Consider the following 19,197-nt stretch of genomic DNA (forward strand, 5'->3'; position numbering starts at 1 on the left):
GCGGTTCACACCTGCTCACCGACTGGAGTTTCCGGGGCCGGGCCGTTGCGGTCGAACCAGCCGTACAGCGTAGGCAGGACCAGCAGGGTGGCCAGAGTTGAAGTGAACAGCCCGCCCACGACCACCACCGCCAAGGGACGTTGCACCTCGGAACCGGGACCCGTGGCAAACATCATCGGAATGAGGCTGAATACCGTGATGGAGGCGGTCATCAAGATCGGCCGGAGCCTCAGGGCGCAGGCGTTCTTTACCGCATCTCGCACACTCTGGCCTGCGCTGCGCAGCTGGAGAATGCAGGAGACCAGCACCAGTCCGTTCAGCACGGCGACCCCGAGCAGCGTGATGAAACCCACCGAGGCCGGGACCGACAGGTAAATACGCGACAGCCAGAGTGTGAAAACCCCACCCATGAGAGCAAACGGCAGGTTAAGAAAAACCAGAAATGAGAGCCGGACCGACTTGAAGGTCATGAACAGCAGCACCAGAACCAGGATGACGACCAGCGGTGTGATGATCATGAGCCTGCGCATGGCGCGCTGCTGATTCTCAAACTGACCTCCCCATGTGGTCGAATACCCGACCGGCAGCGTGACTGTCTGGCGGATTTTGCGTTGCGCCTCAGCCACAAACGATCCGATGTCCCTGCCGACGATGTTCAGCTCGATGCCTTTATACCTCATGCCGTTGTCCCGGCTGATCTGGACCGGCCCTTCCTGAAGCGAGATGTCGGCGAGCTGGCTGAGAGGAATGCCGATGCCGTCGCCGGTTCCGACCAGGGTATCCGCCAGTTTCTCGACGGAATTGCGCTGGTCTTCCGGGAAGCGGACCGTCAGATCGAAGGATCGGTTGCCCTCGTAAACCTGCGTGGCAGCCTTGCCGCCAATGGCGATGTCGATAATGGCGAGCACATCGCGGACGTTCATGCCGTATCGGGCGATTTTGCTGCGGTCGACGCGAATGCCGATGTAGGGCTGTCCGGAAACCTTCTCCACCACCAGGTCTTCACATCCCCGAATGTCTCCAAGCACTCTGGCCATCTCATCGGTCTTGGACTTGAGGACATCCAGATCCTCGCCGAAGAGCTTCAGGATCAGTTGGGCGCGGGTCCCGGCCACCAGTTCGTCGATGCGGCACTGGATCGGCTGGCTGAAGGTGAAGGTCATGCCGGGTATATCAGAAAGGGCATCGCGCATCCTGTCCGCAAGCTCCTCCCTGGTTTTTGCCGTCTTCCATTCTTCTTTGGGCCTCAGCATGCCTACGAATCCCGTCTTGTCGACGCCCCGGGCCTCCAGGGGAACTCCGGTCTGGCCCGTACGCGACACGAGCGATTCCATCTCAGGGAACTTCATGAGACGCTGCTCGATCAGGTTCGTGATCTCCATGGCCTTGTCCAGCGATACGCCGGGGATCAGGTTGAAGTCCATGTCAAAGGCACCTTCGTCCATGACCGGGATGAATTCCGTTCCCAACCGCGGAACCAGGAACACCGCCGCGGCCATGAGGACCACGGAAGCCCCAAGAATGAATGCCGGAACGCGCAAACCCAGATCCAGAACCCACAGGTAGAAATTCCTGATCAGTTCCAGAGGCACATTCCTCTTCTCAGCGCCGGGCTTGAGGAAATAGGCGCACAACACGGGAGTGATGAAAACCGAGAGAAACAGGGAGGCGAACAGAGCAATGGACACGGTAATCGCCAGTGGCGAAAACATCTTCCCTTCCATCCCCTCGAGTGTGATGATGGGAAGGAACGTGAGCGCAATGATCAGTTCACCGAAGATGCTCGGACGCCGCACTTCCATGACGGCCTGCAGGACGGTGGAGAGTTTTTGCGAACGATCCCGCAGCTCACCCAGGCGCCTTTGCACATTCTCCACCTGAATGATCGTGGCATCGATGATCATGCCGATAGAGATGGCCAGCCCGCCCAACGACATCAGGTTGGCGCTGAGCCCCGCCTGCTTCAACACCATGAAGGTCAGGAGAGTCGCCAGCGGCAAGGCCATGACAACCACAATGGCGCCGCGGATGTTTCTCAGCAGCAGGTACAGCACGATAATTACAAGCAGCGCGCCCTCGGCCAGCGTGTGCAGGATGGTCCGGATGCTCTCGCCGACAATTTCGGAACGATCGTAATACGGCACCAATTGGAGTCCCGGGGGAAGCAGATTGCTGTCGTTGATCGTCCGTACCCGGTTCTCGACCCGGCGGACCACATCGAGGCTGTTCTCGCCTTTGAGCATCATCACAATGCCGCCGACCACTTCTCCCCGGCCGTCTTTGAGCGCCGAGCCCTGCCTCGGAGCATAGCCGGTTCTGACCTCCGCGACGTCCTCCACGTAAATTGGAATCCCGTGAATGGGCTTGACGATGATTTTATCGATATCGGTCAATGATCCGATCAACCCGACGCCGCGGATGATGTACTCTTCCGAGGCGCGGTTGATGAAGCTGCCGCCCACGTTCTCATTGTTGTTTTTGATCGCTTCGAAGACATCTCCGATGGAGAGCTTGTACTTGAGCAGCTTCTCCGGGTCGACGACCACCTGGAATTCTTTCAGATAGCCCCCGAACGAATTGACTTCGTTGACGCCCGCTTCACTCTTGAGCTGTGGCGCCACCACCCAGTCCTGAAGGGTGCGGAGTTCGGTCAGATACCGCACTCTTTCCACCGGATCGGTGGGAGGAGTTCCCTCGATGGTGTATTGATAGATCTCACCCATCGCGGTTGCGACCGGGCCCATCTCGGTTTTCACCCCGTCGGGCAGGCTGCTCTCCGTAGCCGCCAGCCGCTCGTGCACCAGCTGGCGCGCGAAATAGATGTCGGTGTCGTCGTGAAAGACCAAAGTGATCACCGCCAGACCGTATTTGGTTACCGAGCGCATCGTGACCAGGCCCGGCAAGCCCCTCATGGCAGTTTCGACGGGATAGGTGACGAATCTTTCAATCTCCAGAGGCGACAGTCCCGGCGCCCCACACATCACCTCGACCTGGATGTTGGTCACATCCGGAAAAGCGTCGACCGCCGTGCTCCGGATAGAGTACGCGCCGAAGCCGACAATGATCACTACAAGCAACAGCACCAGCACGCGGTTTCGAAGCGCGCCTCCCATCAGTTTTTCAATCATGCCTTCTCTCCGCCTGACCCAGAAGGTGTGACCGCCAGGACGCCGGGACTCAAAGCTGCCAAGAGCAGCGGATTGCCGTAGCCCGGATAATTCATGAATGTGCGACCAGAATGCAGTTTTGGACGCGGAAAAACGCTGACCGGCGCCGACCGTTCGCTCTTGGTCGGCGTGCACAAGCTTTTGCCGGGCAGGCAGGATCGCAAAAGCTCCTGCCTGCGTTTATCCGCGTCCAATTCGTTGCTTTTCACGGGCGTGCGGTTCTGCTTCATGAATAATTCAGGATAAGTCCTCGGAGTCTTTGCGTTTTCGAACCTCGATGGCTCCATTCTTCTGCCGGTTTCTTCCCGGTTGGTCATTTCTCCTGTTCCGGTTTGCCCAGCTCCGACTTCAGCGTAAAGGCCCCTTTGGCCACATAGATTTGCCCGGGGGCCAGCCCCTCGGTGATTTCCGTTGAGGCACCGTTGGTTCGACCGGTGAGAACCGGCTGGAGCCGGAATCTGTCGCCTTCTTTGAGGAACAGGCAAGTTTTGCCGCCGATCATGACCAGCGCCTCATTCGGCACCAGCACCGGTATCTGGGCATCATCAACTGCAATGCGACCGGTGACGAAGAGGCCGGGGCGCCATTTGCCGCCCGCATTGGGAATGACCACCCGGGCATGAATAGTTCGATTGGTTTCCTCGGCCATCGGCTCCAGAAAGGAGATCCGGCCCTGCACGCTCGGCGCCATGTTGCCGACGCCGATCGCGGCAGTTTGACCGACCTGAATCAGGGGCAGGTCCTTTTGATGCACATCGAGGTTCACCCAGACCGAGCTCAAATCCGCAATCATGAAGGCGGACGATTCCTCCTTGAGAACCTCGCCCAGGCTGATGTGTTTCTCGATGATCGTGGCATCGAAAGGGGCCGCCATCTCATACAGAATTGCCGCTTGCCCCCCCCGGTCGGGCAGTTTTGCGATGTATTGCTCGGAAAAACCGAGAGCGCGCAGCTTCTGCTCGGTCGTGCGCAGCTCGATGCCGGCTTCCGCCAACGCGTTTTTAGCCTGGATGTAGTCCTGCTCGGGAGAGATCTTCTTCTGCCACAGCTGCTCCTCCCGGGCGAAGTTGCTTTGGGCCAGGTTCACGCGCTCACGCGCCGCAAGCAGCGCGGCCGTGCTGTCGGCCAGTTCCCGGCTCTCCAGCACGGCCATGATCTCGCCGCGCAGCACGGTGTCGCCCAGGTTCTTGCGCACCTCGCGCACGACCCCAGAAACCCGCGGCACGACATGGGCGACGCGATCGGCATTCAAGGCCACCTCACCCGGCAGGACGACCTCTATGCGAAGTCTTCCCTGCCCGGCCACGTCGGTCCCGACGCCGAATTGCCTGATCTGGGCGTCGCTGAAATGAACAATCCCTTCCGGGCCTTCGGGCTGCTTCGCTGCTGCCGTTGCCGGAGCGGCAGAAGGGGTTCCTGCCCGTCTTGCCTGCCAGATCGCAACTGCCCCGAGCGCCAATCCCGCGATCACTACCAGCGTCGCGATCGACACCAGATGCTTCTTCATACCTCGTCTCCTTTACTTTGCCGGGTTGGACGGAGCAGCCGGAGAATCACAGCGGGCGAGGCGCTGGATCTCTATCGCCGCCTTGAGGCCGGTAGCCACGGCTTCAATGTATCTTCCCTGGAGCTCGGCATAAGTCCGCTGGGCATCGAGCACGTTAAGGAACTCGAACTTCCCCAGCCGATACCCCTCCCCCACGGCTGCGGCCGCTTCCCTGGCGGCAGGCAAAGCGCTTTCGGTCAGGGTTCTCGCCTCCAGCAGCGCAGTGGCGTGATCGTGGCGGACCTGCGCCAGGGCTGCGCGCAGCCGCCACTCCACAGCCTTTTCCTCGGAGCGCGCCTGGTCGAGCCGGGCGCGTGCCTCCGCGATCGCGCCCTGCCGCTTGTCGAAAATCGGCAGCGGCATTGAGACTCCCGCAACCCACGCATCCTGGTTATCGAGATTCAGACGCCGGAAGCCGGCGCTGAAAGTGAGATCCGGCTTCCGGTTCGCCAGTTCCAGCGCAAGCGTTGCACCTCGTGAGTCGATCGCGGCCGCCGCGAGTTTCAGGTCCGGATTGTTCTGGAGGCAGGATTCGGAAACGTCCGAGGCAGCAGCAGGAATCTCAAACTTGCCTTGAACCACATCGATGTCCGCGTAGGATCCGCCCCACAGAACCGCCAGCCGGTCTTTGGCGGCAACCAGCGCGCGCCGATGTTTTTCCTCTTCAAGCTGTGCAGACGCCAGCGCGACCGCAGCGCGCGTCTGCTCCACGGGGGATACCTTCCCGGCAGCCACGCGCTCGACGACAATCGAGTGAGACTGCAGTGCCAGCCTGCTCAGCTCTTCCTGGTTGGCAACCCGTTCCTGCTCGGCCAGTACATCGGCAAAAGCCTGGGAAGTTGCGGCAATCAGCTGGACCTTTTTGGCTTCGAGCAGGCTGGAGGCGACGGTCACTTCCTTTTCCGCGGCACGAATCCGCAGATCCCGCTTTCCGCCCAGTTCCAGGCGCTGGCTGATCTGAAGAGTGCTCTCGGTGTAATGCAAGAAGCCGGAACCGGCACCGGGAATCGATAGATTCTCGGCCATGGCCTCGATCTCGGGATTTGGCTTGACACCGGCTTGAGACACACGAGCGGAGGCAGCCTGGATTTCAAGTTCCGACACCACCAGTTCCGGATTGCGCTCAAAAACGCGCGCCAGCGCTTGTGCCAGCGTCAATGCGGTGGATCGGACCGGTGCGCTCGACGGAACCTGGGCCTGAGCCGTGAGCCGTAGATGGCCCCAGCAAACAATAAGTGAAAAAAACAAAAGGAGCAATCGGGATCTCATGACTTCTCCGGAACATTCTGGCAGTTTCGAGCAGAGGCCTGAAGTGGGCGCCGCTCTACAAAATGGTGGTTCTGCGCTACAAGGGATTCGGGCGCCGGAGATGTGGGGGCCGCACCGGCGGAGCGGCGGTGGTTCTAGATCCGCAACGAGGATGTCAGACGGGGATCGCGGACAGCGCCAAGTGCTGGCTCGCGAGCCGGCTTGAAAATTGCGCCTGCTCCAGGTGTACTGATGAGATGCGCGGGGCAAGGAGCGGCATCGGCCAGTGCATTCGCCATCATCATAGGAGGCGACTGCACATCCATAACGTTCTGCGTCACGCCGAAATTGTCCAGGCTCAGATCCACACACGGATCTGCCGGATCACCCTCGCCGAGGAGAGCCACGGAGAAATCATGGGTGCAGCTGGTTTCCATCTCGCCGAAGGGGTGGTGGCAAGGATCCCGGCCTATCAGTTCCACCAGCGACCTGCCGTCCGCAGGGATGCATTCGACCATGAGCGGAGACGCGATCAGGCCGTAGACGAGCACCAGGCTGAGAAGCAATGAAGCCGGCAAGTCGAGAACCGCCGGTCGGGGCGCACATTTCATATATACGGGAAACCTCAACCCGCCACTCCAAACGCAAGTGCAGGCGAACCTGGGAACTTCAGCCTATTCAGACTGCCCTCTGAAGTCAAGGATGAAACTTTGTGTTCTTCATGTCGTTCGGGGCTGCTCTTTTGCCCGCGGTGTCTGAGTCGCAGACCAGGTTTCAATCAGGACCTGACCCGGCTCTCGTTTTCCTTTAGAATATGATCTTCCGGTTTGGCGTCCCTTCAACCCATAGATGCGAGGCGTTCATGTTCAAACGTCAAAAAACAGGATCGGTGCTCTGCACTTCCTGTGGCAAACTCGTGGGAGTGCGCGATCCGGTCTGCTGGAACTGCGGGCGCCGCAATCCCGGGCTCTGGGGCTTTGGTCCGGTTCTGCGCGGGCTTGGCCGGGACCTCGGCTACACTTCTATCGTCATTGCGGGCTGTGCCGTCCTCTATGCGGCAACGCTGGTTACGGATCCCCAGGGGATATCCGCCAGCGGCCTGTTCGGCTTGTTGTCGCCGAGCATGCGCAGTCTGTTCGTGTTCGGTGCCAGCGGGGCTGTGCCGGTGTTCGAATACGGGCGCTGGTGGACGGTTCTGAGCGCGTCCTGGCTGCATGGGAGCCTGCTGCACATATTCTTCAACATGCTCTGGGTAAGGCAGCTGGCCCCGGACGTGGTGGAACTGTATGGAGCGCCGCGCACAGTCATTGTCTATACCGCGGCCGGGATCGCCGGATTTGCCCTGAGCAGCTGCGCCGGATTTCTGTTTGGCGGGATGCCGATATTCTTCCTGCGCGGAGCCCAGTTGACCATCGGCGCTTCGGCGCCCATTTTCGGCCTGCTGGGGGCGTTGGTTTACTACGGGCGGCGCGGGGGCAGCCGCCATATCAGCGGTCAAGCCACCAGCATGGCCATTGTTCTGTTCATCTTCGGCTTCGTCATGCCCAACATCGACAACTACGCCCACTTCGGAGGATTCCTGGGCGGCTACGCAATGGCAAGGTGGCTCGATCCACTCCAGCCGGAGAAAATCGACCACATGGTATGGGCTCTCGTCTGCATGGCGGCTACCCTGGCGTCAGTAATCGCCTCGTTATTGATAAGGCCTTTTTAGCCGCCAAGCTTGATCATCTCGATCTTGGTGCGGTCGCAGGCCTGGTAGCCCTGCTCCGAATTCATCGCAGCGAGCCTCTCCTCAGAGTACCTGTCGGCCCGCCTGCTCCAGATAGAGCGAATGAACTCCAGGATTTCCTCGTCTGACGCGCCTCCACGCAACAGCGTCTTCACATCGTGCCCGCGTTCGGAGAACAGGCAGGTCACCAGCTTGCCGTCGGCCGTCAAACGCACGCGGGTGCAAGTCGAGCAGAACGGTTCCGTAACGGAGGCGATCACTCCGACGTCGCCGCACTCGTCGAAGAACCGGTAGCCGACGGCCGGCGCACTCTCGTGCTCCCTTCCCGCCTCACGCAACGGGAAACGGGCATGAATCGTCTGGAGAATCTCCTGCTTGGAGACGAGCTTTTCCGACTTCCAGTTATTGGCATTGCCGGCGTCCATGTATTCGATGAAGCGGATGGCGAAACCGTTGATGCGGGAAAACTCGACCAGGTCGAGGATGTCTCCGTCGTTCACTCCTCGCACCACCACGGTGTTGATCTTGATCGGCTCGAGGCGGCATCGCCTGGCGGCGAACAAGCCGTCAAGAACGCGGGACAGATCGGAGCGGCCGGTCATGAGGCGGAAAGTTCTCGGATTGAGCGAGTCAAGGCTGACATTGATCCGCTTTAGGCCTGCCGCAGCAAGCGCGGAAGCCTGACCGGCGAGGAGCGACCCGTTGGTGGTCAGGCAAAGATCCTGCACACCCGGCAGGTGCGCGATCTGCGCAACGAGTTCCTGAAGATCCCGCCGCAGAAGCGGTTCCCCGCCGGTCAGCCGGATCTTCTCCACCCCCAGCGTCATAAACAGCCGCGCCAGCCGGACGATCTCTTCGAAGGAAAGGATCTCTTTTCTCTCGATCCACTCATAGTGGGCCAGCGGCATGCAGTAAGTGCAGCGGAAATTGCACCGGTCCGTGACGGAGATCCGCAGATCCTTCAGCTGGCGATGGGAGACATCCTGAATCATCCATTCCTTTCACAGCAGATCGGACCATCCCATCTGCTTACGGCCGGGCCGCTGACGGATTGGCCTGCAAATGAATCATAGCATGGCCGGCGCCCTCCCGTGAAAAGGAAGGCGGGTACCAATTAGAATGTTTGTCCTTACGCCGGCACTTTGGCATAATCCGCGGCGCAGGAAGAATCGTGATGGCAAACGGTGTGCGCTCCTCATTGCGGAAGTACCTGAAGGAGACCAGGCGCCCGATTTACTCGGCGGCCCTGGTGCTGCCCTTCTTTCTCATTTACCACGTCGGCTCTCTGTTTCTCGGATCGACCTATATCAACGGAGCCGACGCCCTGATCATCCGCCTGTTGAGCGCGCTTTCTGTTCATTCCATGTTTGCCTCGGCGCTCGTCCTGCTCGCGTGCTTCGTCATCTGGCAACTCCGCACGCGAGCGAGTTGGGACATCTCTTCCCGGCGGCTGATCACGCTGTTTGGTGAGGGTCTGCTTTTCGCGGTGCTGCTATTCTTCATCTTTGCCCATTTCCCGGTGCTGCAAAGCCGCGCGCTCGCAAGCGCAGGCACACCCGGAGGATTGGAGAAGCTCGTGCTTTACTGCGGGGCCGGGATTTATGAAGAACTGGTGTTCCGGGGATTTCTGCTCGGGCTGCTAATGCTGGTTTCCACCCGGCTGATGCACATGAACAAGACCCCCGCGGCGGTCTGCTCATCCCTTGTGGCGGCCCTCCTTTTTTCGTTGTTTCACTATGTCGGGCAGGCAGGAGATCGTTTCGCGTGGGGGACCTTCCTTCAGCGCACCTGGGGCGGCTTGTATTTCTCCGCCCTGTTCGTGACGCGTGGTTTCGGCGTAACCGCGGCCGCGCATGCCTTCTATGACATGCTGGTGGGCATGCTGACCCCGTGATTGCCGGCTTCCGCGCAATCCAGGACACGCGCCCTGCACGGAAAGCGGCTTGGGGCCGGACGTGGTTTTTGTAGGGCCGCGCGTACACATCTCATAATCCATTCCAACCTATCACTCGATAAGGAAGAGGGGTGGGAAGCTTGATTTCCCGCCCGAACGGTTTCGTGTGCCAACTCGCCCTTCGAACTGTGCTCAGGGCACGCAGGATCCTGTAAAAGTGAGGCAAGTATGACCCGACCGATCTTCACGTATGCCGTGGCTCCGTCCCTTCCCAAAGAAATGGAATGCCTGAGGGAGATCTCTTTCAACCTGCTCTGGACCTGGGACCATGAACTGTTGGAGTTGTTCATGCGCCTTGATCCCGAGCTGTGGGAGCAGACGAACCACAATCCCGTGGAGATGATTGGCCGGATCAAGCAGGAAGTGTTGAATGCGGCCGTGCGCGATGACGCCTTCCTGGCGCAACTGGAACGGGCCGTCGAGCGCTGCCGGGAGTACATGAATTCCCGGTCGACCTGGTTTCAGAAAACCCACGACGGCACCGAGAGGCAGCCGATCGCATACTTCTCGGCTGAGTTTGGCCTGACGGAGAGCATTGCCATATACTCGGGCGGACTGGGACTGCTTGCCGGAGATCACTTGAGGTCGGCAAGCGACCTGGGCGTTCCGGTGGTTGGCGTAGGGCTGCTATATCAGCAGGGCTACTTCCGCCAATACCTGAACGCGGACGGCTGGCAGCAGGAACGCTATCCCGAGAACGACTTCTACACTCTGCCGCTGCGTCTGGAACGCACGGCCGACGGGAGCACCGTAACGGTCGCGGTCGAATATCCGGGCCGTACCGTACAGGCACAGGTCTGGCGCGCACAGGTCGGTCGAGTGCCGCTGTATCTGCTCGACACCAACATCCCGGCGAACCGTCCGGAAGATCAGGAGATGACCGACCAGTTGTACGGCGGTGACCGGGAGGTGCGGGTCAAGCAGGAGATCCTGCTGGGAATCGGGGGCTATCGGGCGCTCCGCGCCGTCGGCCTGGAACCGGTTGTGTGCCACATGAACGAGGGGCACTCAGCGTTCATGGCGCTGGAGAGATGCCGGCGGCTGATGTCGGAACAGGGCATGTCATTCGCCGAAGCCCGCGAGGCGACGATGGCGGGCACCGTTTTTACAACCCATACACCCGTACCCTCCGGCAACGACTATTTCGCCCCAGCCCTGGTGGAGAAATATTTCGGCCTGTATGCCACCCAGCTGAACCTCTCGATGCGCGATTTTCTGGCCTTGGGCCGGCAGAATGCCCATAACGACGGCGAGGACTTCTGTATGACAATCCTGGCCCTGCGCATGGCCGGGCACAGCAACGGCGTCAGCAAGCTGCACGGCCTGATCTCGCGCAAGATGTGGCAGAATGTCTGGCCGGGAATTACCCTCGATGAAGTCCCGATCACCTCGATCACAAATGGCGTCCACGCGCCTACCTGGGTCAGCCGGGATATGGCCGGGCTCTTCACCCGCTATCTCGGGCCGCGCTGGCGCGAGGACCCCGGCGACTACGCGCTCTGGAGCCGCATTCATCACATTCCGGACGAAGAGCTCTGGCGCACGCATGAGCGGCGGCGCGAGCGCCTGGTCGCCTTCGCGCGCCAGCGGCTGCGCGCGCAAATGGAGGCCGTCGGTGCTCCGCCTGCCGAAGCGGCCCAAGCCGATGAGATCCTTGATCCTGAAGCTCTCACGATCGGCTTCGCGCGCCGCTTCGCAACCTACAAGCGCGCCACCCTGCTGCTGCGCAATCCTGAGCGCCTGATCCGCATCCTGAATGAGAAGAACCGCCCCGTTCAGCTCATTTTCGCCGGAAAAGCCCATCCCCATGATGCTGCCGGCAAGGAGCTCATCCGCAAGATCATCCACTTCGCGAGAAACCCGGAGGCACGCCGGCGCGTTGTTTTCCTGGAAGATTATGACATCACCGTTGGACGCTACCTCGTTCAGGGCGTAGACGTCTGGCTCAACACGCCGCGACGGCCCCTGGAAGCCAGCGGCACCAGCGGCATGAAAGCAGCGCTCAATGGCGCCATCAACCTCAGCATTCTCGACGGATGGTGGGACGAGGCGTACAGCCCGGAGACGGGGTGGGCCATCGGTCGCGGCGAGGAATATGGCGACGAGACCTATCAGGACGAAGTCGAGTCGAATGCTCTCTACGATCTTCTCGAGAAAGAGATCGTGCCCCTGTTCTTCACCCGTGCGGCAAACGGGCTGCCGCGGGCATGGCTCGGCAAAATGAAGACCTCGATGCGCGTTCTCGGGCCGCAGTTTAACGCCAAACGCATGGTGCGCGAATACGTAGAAGAGTTCTATCTGCCTTCTCAGGAACGTTACACAGCTCTGGCCAACGACCGCTTCCGGCGGGCCAAGGACCTGGTTTCCTGGAAGGAGCGACTGCGCTACCGCTGGCAGGACATCAGAATCGTCGAGGTCAAGAGTGATCTGCACGACAACTTCAAGGTCGGCGATCCGCTGCAGGTGCACGCCTATCTGAAACTCGGACAGCTGTCCCCGGACGATGTGTCGATCGAACTGTATCACGGGCCTCTGGATGCCCGGGGCCACATTACGCGCCCCAGGCTCATCCCGATGGCCCCGAACGGCACCGGCAACGGAGACGTGCACGAGTTCTGCGGCACCATCGAACCGAGCACAAGCGGCCGGCACGGCTATACGGTGCGTGTCCTACCCAAAAACCCGGATCTGGCGGCACCCCACAAGGAGGGTCTGGTCTTGTGGACCTGACCCCTCCTCTGATACCCTTCCGTGCTCGATTTACGAACGACGCTGGATGAATCGGATCCAATTGTCATTCATCTTTCCTGGCGGATAGGGGTACGGCCGGATGGCTCCACGCAACCATGTTACATGCGTCATCTACGATATGGATGGATTGCTCCTCAACACGGAGCCTTTCTATACCAAAGCCTCCCAGCTTATTGCCGCCCGCTACGGCAAGGTATTCGACTGGTCCGTAAAGTCCCGTATGATCGGCCAGCGTGCTGCGGATTCCGCACGCATATTCACAGAGGCGCTCGGGCTGCCGATGACGCCCGCAGAGTACCTGCTGGCACGTCAGGCGGTGCTGGAGGAGCTCTTTCCCCAGGCGGAGCCCATGCCCGGCGCCATCCGACTCACGGAGCATCTGCATCAGCACGGGGTGCTCCAGGCAGTCGCGACCAGCTCCGATCAGCGGCATTTCGGGCTCAAGACCAGTCGTCACCAGCGCTGGTTCGGCATCTTCGATTGCATCGTCATCGGCGACGATCCGGCGGTCTGCGAAGGGAAACCTGCGCCCGACATCTTCCTGATTACGGCGGAACGGCTCCGGATTTCGCCTTCAGCTTGTCTTGTTTTTGAAGACTCGCCCGTGGGTGTGGAGGCCGCGCGCGCTGCAGGCATGTCCGTGATTGCGGTCCCCGATCCGCACCTGAAACCCGAGATCTTCCAGGCCGCCGATCAGGTTCTTCGGAACCTCAACGAGTTTGAACCTGCGGCGTGGGGCCTTCCGCCATTCCAGCACTAGGGAGTCCCGGGAGGCAATGCAAACCACTGGTCGATGGGTTGGGATTCCAGCCAACGCTGGGCACGCAGTGCCGCCATGCAACCGAATCCTGCCGCAGTAATGGCCTGGCGGTACTCGTGGTCGTGAACATCGCCGGCGGCGAAGACCCCTTCCATGCTGGTCTCCACGTAATCGTGGGTAACGATGTATCCGCGTGGATTCAGCTCGAGGGCGCCGACGAGAAATCCGGTGCGCGGACTGTGCCCGATGCCCATGAAGACTCCGTCGATGCGCTCGACTCTCTCGGCACCGGTCGGAAGGTCTTTCACGCGCACGGCCTCGAGCACATCACCGCCCAGGTATCCAGTCAGAGTTGTGTTCCAGAGAAAGCAGATCCTGGGATTGGCTCTTGCGCGTTCTTCCATGATCTTGCTGGCACGCAGCTTGTCGCGACGATGCACGACCAGCACCTTCGCCGCATGATGGGCCAGCGTCAGGGCCTCCTCCATCGCCGTATCTCCCCCGCCAATCACCATGACTTCTTTGCCGCGGAAGAACAGGCCGTCACAAACGGCGCAGGCCGAAAGCCCACGGTTGCGGAACTTCATTTCATCCGGAAGCTGGAGCCAGTTGGCGGAAGCCCCGGTCGCAACGATGACGGTGCGCGCCGAATGCCATTCATCCCCAATACGCACCCCGAAGGGCCCGCGCGCCGCGAAAGCGACTTCGTCGACATCCCTCTCCATGATCTCGGTGCCGAAACGCTCGGCCTGCTTGCGCATCCGATCCATCAGCTCCGGGCCGGTAATCCCCGAGGGAAAGCCCGGATAGTTCTCGACCTCGCTCGTGAACATGAGCTGCCCGCCGGGCAACTGGAGGTCCTTGGGTTCCGAGGCAATCAGCAAAGGCGACAGGCTGGCGCGCGCGGCATAGATCGCCGCCGTATAACCGGCCGGCCCTGAACCGATAATTATCAGCTTTCGCATAATCCTCCCCTTGCGATTTCAATATCCTAGCAGGATTTGCCGGGAGCTTCAGAAACGATTGAGCACCGGCGTGCTCGGGCTCATCATCGCAGTCGAATGCCGCCGCAGCGGCTTCAACGGCGACAGCGATCCCCACCCATTGCCGTCCGCCACCAGCTTTCGTAGTGTTCCACGGGCACTGCGACTCAGGCACGCGTTACTTCACTTGCCGGCCTGCAGCGCCAGATAGTTCTGGAGTCCCATTCCCTGGATCAGATCCTGCTGTTCCTCGAGCCCGTCGACGTGAGCCTCTTCGTCTTTCAGCAGCTTCTTGAGCAGCTCGGCTGTGCCGTTGTCCTTGGCCTCGATCGCCAGAGCGATAAGTTTGTTGTACATCGCAACCGCTTCCAGCTCGAGGTGCAGATCATTCTCGATCATCTCGGGCACGGTCTGCCCGACATTGAGTTTTCGATATTTAACCATATTCGGTGCGCCTTCTAGGAAGAGGCTGCGCTCAATGAGTGCCTCGGCGTGCTTCATCTCATCCATCGATTCCTTCTTGATGAAGCCGGAAAGCTTACTGTACCCCCAGTTCTCACACATCTCCGAATGCAGGATGTATTGATTGATCGCTGTCAACTCTTCACTCAGCGCCTCATTGAGCGCTTCCAGGACTTTTGGATTTCCTTTCATGGAGAACCTCCCTTTGAGAACGGTCTCGAATTTGCGAGGGAGCCCCTGGAGTGTGCCAGCTTGCACGCGCCTTGCCGTTCACCCAAAGGGGGCAGCAAGTTGCCACACTCCAAGAGACCCCATTACTGATTCTTGATGGTGATGCGCTTCTTGTCTTTCCCGCCGTATTTGGAAACAGTATTGAACTCTATCCAGCCTTCGCTGCCCGACATTTTCACCAGGCAGCGATATCGTCTGGCATCCTTGCCGCGCAGCCGGAAATCGGCTCCTTTCGTGGCCAGGGCCGGAACCGCGCTCGCCGCATTCAGCACATCCAGTCTCGGCGAGCCCGCGGGGATTTCCACTATCGAGATGTTGTCCGACGATGAGACCGTCAATCTGTCGTTCACGGCCGTTTTGAGCAGGACCGCCCGGTCCGAAGAAGTCGGATAGACACGGTCGTTCTTGACCGTGACGTCAATCCAGTAGAGATCTCCAGTAGCAGGCGTGACCAGGATCCGGTCGACCTGCACCCTGGGGAATTGGCTTGCACAGTACAAAATGAAGTTCGCCTGCTTGAGCGCCTCCCCTTCCATGTAGCGGGCGGGCGGAGTCCGGTCCACGTGTTTCTTGGCCGTACCGCCGATCCAGATTTCCCCCAAGTCGGGATGGTTGAACTTGTGAGGAGTAATCCAGCCTTCCCCGGTCAGCTCGGTATCGATCCACTTCATGTACTCGTCATCATCGACCCTGCCGTCGTTGTTCAGGTCGGCTTCAGAAACGGCGCTGCCCCACAATTCAATCAGATAGGAATAAGCGCCCAGCATGTAATACGAATTTGCTTGCGCTTGGCCGGAAAGGCCGCTGATGGTCGGAGTGTAATCTTTGAGTATACGTGCGCCCTGGGCGACAATGGCAGTCTGGGTGTCCATGTCCGTCTGATACTCAGGCGCCACGGTCCGGCTGAAGAGCTGCGCGTACTTGTTGGTCTTGCGCATCTCCTGCAGCTGCTGCGCGATCCGGGCATCGGCCTGCTGCCGCTGTTCCGGGGTCTGATTGGCGGGACGCGAGTCCGGTGGGGCGGCAAACATGATCAGCCTGCCGGTGTTGTGGAAATGGAAGCTCGCAAAGATGTTGGGATGCCTGCGCTGGAATTCGAACACGTTGCGGGTTTCTCTCTCCGACAACGGGTACGGCCAACTGGAACTCAGGTCCCATCCGTAAGGGAAGTTCCGGTTGGGATCCGGCCCCCCGATGTCGTCCTCGTTGATGCGCCCGTCGCCGTCATTGTCGTAGCCTTCCTCGCCCATGCGCCGGAAGCGCTTCGCCGCATCGCTCGGATCGGTAATCCGAACAAACCGCCTCTGGTCGGCTGACAGCTTGTAGTCTCCGGCCGGATCCTCGATCCACATTGCGGAAATCTCGCCGTCACCGTCGACATCTTCCGTCCTGTCCTCGTCGTACAAGCCGTCGCCGTCGTTGTCCTCCATGCGGTAGGGCTCACGGGGGTTGTTGGCGGTGTTTGGAAAGGAGGCGTAGGAGTCGTTGGCATCGACGTTCAGGCCGGGAAGGACATAGAAAGTTCGAGTGTTGAGCAGATCGTACACGTATGGGTCATAATCGTAGCGGGTCAGGAGATACCAGGCGGCATACAACGAGCAGGTGATGCCATTGATCTCATTTCCGTGAATGGCGCCGTCGATCCACATCGCCGTTTTCTCTTCCGGCTTCCCTGTGGACTTCGCCGTAATGGTCAACAGGTACTGGTCCCGCCCCATTCGGCTCTTGCCGATGCTGCTGATATCGGCCAGCTGGGGATACTGCTTCGCCAGGTCCTGCATGATCTTCGTCCACTCGGCGTAAGAGTAGTAGTGTTTCCAGCTGATGGGAAAGTCAAGTTCGCCATGGTAGCCGCCGGGACTGTTCTGCAGTTTTTTCTGCGCCACCGCCGGACTAAACCCGATAACCGTCACCAGGGCGACCAGGAGAAGAACCGGCACCGATATGAAATGCTTTCTCGTACGCATGATGGGCCCCCGATCTATTTAATTGGAAGTTCCTTGACTCTGGTACCGCCCTTTTGTGACGTCAACACAACCTGGAGCGGCGTGTCGCCCTCGATTGCGACGAGCCAGGAAATATCTCGAGTGTTGCCGGAGCCTCGAACCTGCAGTTGTTCCGGAGCAGCCCCGCGTCCTCTGCCCTGAGGAGGCGCACCCGGCGCCCCAGCACCGCCGCGGCCACCTCGCCCCGCGGGCGCCCCCGCATCAGCAGCCGGAACGCTGTAGGCAGGAATCTTCATGACTCCCTCGAGAATGCCGAGTCTTGTCCACGGAGTGCCCTCCAGAAAATGGATCTTGTCCCGGTCGCCGATCAGCCAGATCACGTCCTCGCGATTGCCTCGCAGCTGGGCCCCTCCGGCGATCTGTGTGGCAAGCTCGCCCATATTCTTTACAGTTGCCGTCACCTGGACGACCTTATATTTCCCCACAGGCTTTCCCTTCTTGATGGTGAAGGTATCCCCCTGCTGCTCGACCCTCGCGTCGCTGGCATTGTCGGTGGTGTAAAGGACGGTTGCCTTCGCGTCGCTGATCTCCAGGCGGGGCAGCAGCTTCGCCTTGTAGAGTTCGAACTGCCAGTGGGTCTCACAGACGGCTGCGAGCGAGGGACCCGGGACGGCATTGCCGGGACTGTATTTAGCCACCCAGCCGCCGATCTCGCCTTCGCCCAATCCAGGATGGTTGAATTGCTTCCAAGGGAGGAACGCTTTCCCTCCCAATGCCGTCTCCTGATATTTGATGTAAGCACTTTCCCAAAGCCCTCGGTCATTTTCACCCGAGTAGCCCGGGAGGCCCTTGGAGTCTTTCTGCCAGTTCCAGAGCTCGGTGCTCAGAGCGTACGCTCCGAACTCGCCGTACGCCCAATCGAGGAAGAGGCCGTAACCGTAAGGGCTTCTCTGATCCTCGTTGTAAGGATGGCGCCACCCTTGCGGACCTCGCGCAGCGGCCGCAGGCCGCGTAGCTCCCCGGGCTTGCCCCGGCTGGGCCACTGTTGCGGGCCGGCTCTCCTCGGTGCCGGGTGTCTTCCAGGCTTCAGGGATCTCCTCGCCGGTCAACTCGAGGTACTTCCTGCCCAGGACCCTGTCAAATATGGCCATGTCTTTGGGAGCCATCCGACTATCGGGATAACGCGCAAACGGGCGGTAAGTGAACCCGCCTGAGGTATGCAACGACTGCACCATCAGGATGTTCGTGTGATTGGTAAAGAACTCGAGAAGCGCGTGAGCCTCGGGGGAAGAGGAAGGATAGTAGCCGCTGCCTCCCTGAAAGCCGTCATCCCTCCACCAGCCTTCCGGGAAATTGAGGTTGACGTCGATTCCCCCTGCCTCTGGGGCCCCTTCAGGCCGTTGGCCTTCACTGGCCCTCGCCTGCCCTTCCCAGACGACCGAATAGCGTTCTTTGGCCGTACTGTCGCCCGCTGCCAGGGGCACCATCACTCGGGGATCTCCGTCATACATGACATAGCGGCCTCTGGGATCCTTGTAGCGGAACTGCGAAATGATCCCGTCCCCGTTGACGTCCCTGGCGGTGGGGGCGCTTGCCTGGCCCCCGGGAATCTCGTCCGAAGCCGCTGAATTCTGGAGCTGCAGGATGCCGGCTTCTACGCTGCTGAACACACCATCGGGATTAACGATGGGACAGATATAAAATGAATTATCGTCAATCAGCTTTGTAATCTCCGCATCCGACCCGTAATTGGATACGAGCTTGTTTACGGCATACAGGCAGACTTCCGTACCGGTGAACTCATTTCCGTGTATGCCGCCGTCGATCCAGATTCCGGGCTTGCCCTGATACGACTTCATCGGAATCACGTTTTGAGTGTTTGGTTCATTGCGCATGTTGCGCAACGTGACCTGCTTGTCGATAGTCGTCCCGGTCTTCATGTTGGAGACTACCAGAACATAAATGGGACGATTCCTGTTGCTCTTTCCGATCTCGATCAGCTCTGTGATGTTGGGGTAGGCAGCGGCAACTTTTTTTAGATAGTCGACCGAGCCGGTATAGCCGTGATAGTCGTTGAACGAAATTGGAACCTGCTGTGCCGGTGATACCGGCGCAACCCCGAGCAGGAGACTGATCCCCAGGATGAATCCAATTCCGCCCCACCTGCCTGGTAGTGGCTTCATCGATGTGTTCCTCCCAGCGAGTTAGAATGAAGTGCCGTTATGCGTGTGAATCCTGTCTGGCAGGGCCTAGTGTGCGATAGCCGGGGACCAAATCTCTAGCAAATTCTTCAGGAGCGCGGCACGGTCCGTGGAGTGCGGCAGCCAGCCGCTGCCTTGGCGCTGAGCGATCTGGGTTTGAAATGGACAAGGCCCAAGCCGGCTTGCGTGCTTTGGGGACCAGGTCACCAACACGGA

14 protein-coding genes are annotated in these 19,197 nt (G+C 59.9%); 4 read left to right on the forward strand and 10 right to left on the reverse strand.

The genetic code is table 11. The annotated features are described in order from the left end of the window. Positions 1–5 precede the first annotated feature (5 nt). The 5 genes from LAP85_09795 to LAP85_09815 form a co-directional block, all read right to left on the reverse strand. Positions 6–3,128 (reverse strand): CusA/CzcA family heavy metal efflux RND transporter, encoded by a 3,123-nt coding sequence (locus LAP85_09795; protein MBZ5496684.1) that lies wholly within the window; start codon positions 3,126–3,128, stop codon positions 6–8. After that, complete coding sequence (locus tag LAP85_09800) at positions 3,125–3,397, reverse strand: hypothetical protein (GenBank protein MBZ5496685.1); 273 nt, start codon at positions 3,395–3,397, stop codon at positions 3,125–3,127. The genes LAP85_09795 and LAP85_09800 overlap by 4 nt, the downstream gene beginning before the upstream one ends. An 83-nt stretch (positions 3,398–3,480) precedes the next feature. After that, positions 3,481–4,674, reverse strand: coding sequence for an efflux RND transporter periplasmic adaptor subunit (locus tag LAP85_09805; protein ID MBZ5496686.1), 1,194 nt, complete (start codon positions 4,672–4,674; stop codon positions 3,481–3,483). A 12-nt stretch (positions 4,675–4,686) separates the two neighbouring features. After that, on the reverse strand, positions 4,687–5,982 hold the full coding sequence (locus LAP85_09810; GenBank protein ID MBZ5496687.1) for a TolC family protein: 1,296 nt from the start codon (positions 5,980–5,982) through the stop codon (positions 4,687–4,689). Between the two features lie 134 nt (positions 5,983–6,116). Next, positions 6,117–6,572, reverse strand: a complete 456-nt coding sequence (locus tag LAP85_09815) for a hypothetical protein (protein MBZ5496688.1) — start codon at positions 6,570–6,572, stop codon at positions 6,117–6,119. Between the two features lie 251 nt (positions 6,573–6,823). Between LAP85_09815 and LAP85_09820 the strand changes: the two genes are divergently transcribed. Next, on the forward strand, positions 6,824–7,675 hold the full coding sequence (locus LAP85_09820) for a rhomboid family intramembrane serine protease (GenBank protein ID MBZ5496689.1): 852 nt from the start codon (positions 6,824–6,826) through the stop codon (positions 7,673–7,675). On the opposite strand, the gene moaA is transcribed toward LAP85_09820, so the two are convergent. Continuing rightward, on the reverse strand, positions 7,672–8,685 hold the full coding sequence (gene moaA, locus LAP85_09825) for a GTP 3',8-cyclase MoaA (protein ID MBZ5496690.1): 1,014 nt from the start codon (positions 8,683–8,685) through the stop codon (positions 7,672–7,674). The genes LAP85_09820 and moaA overlap by 4 nt on opposite strands. A gap of 182 nt (positions 8,686–8,867) precedes the next feature. On the opposite strand from moaA, the gene LAP85_09830 reads away from it, so the two are divergent. The 3 genes from LAP85_09830 to LAP85_09840 all read left to right on the forward strand — a co-directional run bounded on the left by LAP85_09830 (position 8,868) and on the right by LAP85_09840 (position 13,158). Then, on the forward strand, positions 8,868–9,587 hold the full coding sequence (locus tag LAP85_09830) for a CPBP family intramembrane metalloprotease (protein ID MBZ5496691.1): 720 nt from the start codon (positions 8,868–8,870) through the stop codon (positions 9,585–9,587). Positions 9,588–9,815: 228 nt separating this feature from the next. Next, complete coding sequence (gene glgP, locus LAP85_09835) at positions 9,816–12,377, forward strand: alpha-glucan family phosphorylase (GenBank protein ID MBZ5496692.1); 2,562 nt, start codon at positions 9,816–9,818, stop codon at positions 12,375–12,377. A gap of 100 nt (positions 12,378–12,477) precedes the next feature. Beyond that, entirely contained in the window at positions 12,478–13,158 is a 681-nt protein-coding gene (locus LAP85_09840) for an HAD-IA family hydrolase (protein MBZ5496693.1), read from the forward strand. On the opposite strand, the gene trxB is transcribed toward LAP85_09840, so the two are convergent. The 4 genes from trxB to LAP85_09860 all read right to left on the reverse strand — a co-directional run bounded on the left by trxB (position 13,155) and on the right by LAP85_09860 (position 18,963). Continuing rightward, a complete protein-coding gene (gene trxB / locus LAP85_09845; GenBank protein MBZ5496694.1) occupies positions 13,155–14,123 on the reverse strand; it encodes a thioredoxin-disulfide reductase in 969 nt (322 codons plus the stop codon). The two genes, LAP85_09840 and trxB, sit on opposite strands and share 4 nt — an antisense overlap. 201 nt (positions 14,124–14,324) lie before the next feature. Continuing rightward, positions 14,325–14,795: a bacterioferritin gene (gene bfr, locus LAP85_09850; GenBank protein MBZ5496695.1), complete on the reverse strand. Its 471-nt coding sequence runs from the start codon at positions 14,793–14,795 to the stop codon at positions 14,325–14,327. A 122-nt stretch (positions 14,796–14,917) separates the two neighbouring features. Beyond that, positions 14,918–16,801, reverse strand: a complete 1,884-nt coding sequence (locus LAP85_09855; protein MBZ5496696.1) for a hypothetical protein — start codon at positions 16,799–16,801, stop codon at positions 14,918–14,920. Positions 16,802–16,815: 14 nt separating this feature from the next. Further along, complete coding sequence (locus LAP85_09860; protein MBZ5496697.1) at positions 16,816–18,963, reverse strand: hypothetical protein; 2,148 nt, start codon at positions 18,961–18,963, stop codon at positions 16,816–16,818. Positions 18,964–19,197: the final 234 nt, after the last annotated feature.

This window comes from Terriglobia bacterium, from assembly GCA_020072565.1.
In the GTDB taxonomy this organism is placed as follows: domain Bacteria; phylum Acidobacteriota; class UBA6911; order UBA6911; family UBA6911; genus JAFNAG01.

Excerpts from the sequence above, each read along its gene's own strand:
- LAP85_09800 (MBZ5496685.1), bottom strand. The coding sequence starts at position 3,397 with ATGAAGCAGAACCGCACGCCCGTGAAAAGCAACGAATTGGACGCGGAT.
- LAP85_09810 (MBZ5496687.1), bottom strand. The coding sequence starts at position 5,982 with ATGAGATCCCGATTGCTCCTTTTGTTTTTTTCACTTATTGTTTGCTGG.
- LAP85_09860 (MBZ5496697.1), bottom strand. The coding sequence starts at position 18,963 with ATGAAGCCACTACCAGGCAGGTGGGGCGGAATTGGATTCATCCTGGGG.
- LAP85_09795 (MBZ5496684.1), bottom strand. The coding sequence starts at position 3,128 with ATGATTGAAAAACTGATGGGAGGCGCGCTTCGAAACCGCGTGCTGGTG.
- LAP85_09805 (MBZ5496686.1), bottom strand. The coding sequence starts at position 4,674 with ATGAAGAAGCATCTGGTGTCGATCGCGACGCTGGTAGTGATCGCGGGA.
- LAP85_09830 (MBZ5496691.1), top strand. The coding sequence starts at position 8,868 with ATGGCAAACGGTGTGCGCTCCTCATTGCGGAAGTACCTGAAGGAGACC.
- moaA (MBZ5496690.1), bottom strand. The coding sequence starts at position 8,685 with ATGATTCAGGATGTCTCCCATCGCCAGCTGAAGGATCTGCGGATCTCC.
- LAP85_09840 (MBZ5496693.1), top strand. The coding sequence starts at position 12,478 with ATGGCTCCACGCAACCATGTTACATGCGTCATCTACGATATGGATGGA.
- LAP85_09855 (MBZ5496696.1), bottom strand. The coding sequence starts at position 16,801 with ATGCGTACGAGAAAGCATTTCATATCGGTGCCGGTTCTTCTCCTGGTC.
- LAP85_09820 (MBZ5496689.1), top strand. The coding sequence starts at position 6,824 with ATGTTCAAACGTCAAAAAACAGGATCGGTGCTCTGCACTTCCTGTGGC.
- glgP (MBZ5496692.1), top strand. The coding sequence starts at position 9,816 with ATGACCCGACCGATCTTCACGTATGCCGTGGCTCCGTCCCTTCCCAAA.
- trxB (MBZ5496694.1), bottom strand. The coding sequence starts at position 14,123 with ATGCGAAAGCTGATAATTATCGGTTCAGGGCCGGCCGGTTATACGGCG.
- LAP85_09815 (MBZ5496688.1), bottom strand. The coding sequence starts at position 6,572 with ATGAAATGTGCGCCCCGACCGGCGGTTCTCGACTTGCCGGCTTCATTG.
- bfr (MBZ5496695.1), bottom strand. The coding sequence starts at position 14,795 with ATGAAAGGAAATCCAAAAGTCCTGGAAGCGCTCAATGAGGCGCTGAGT.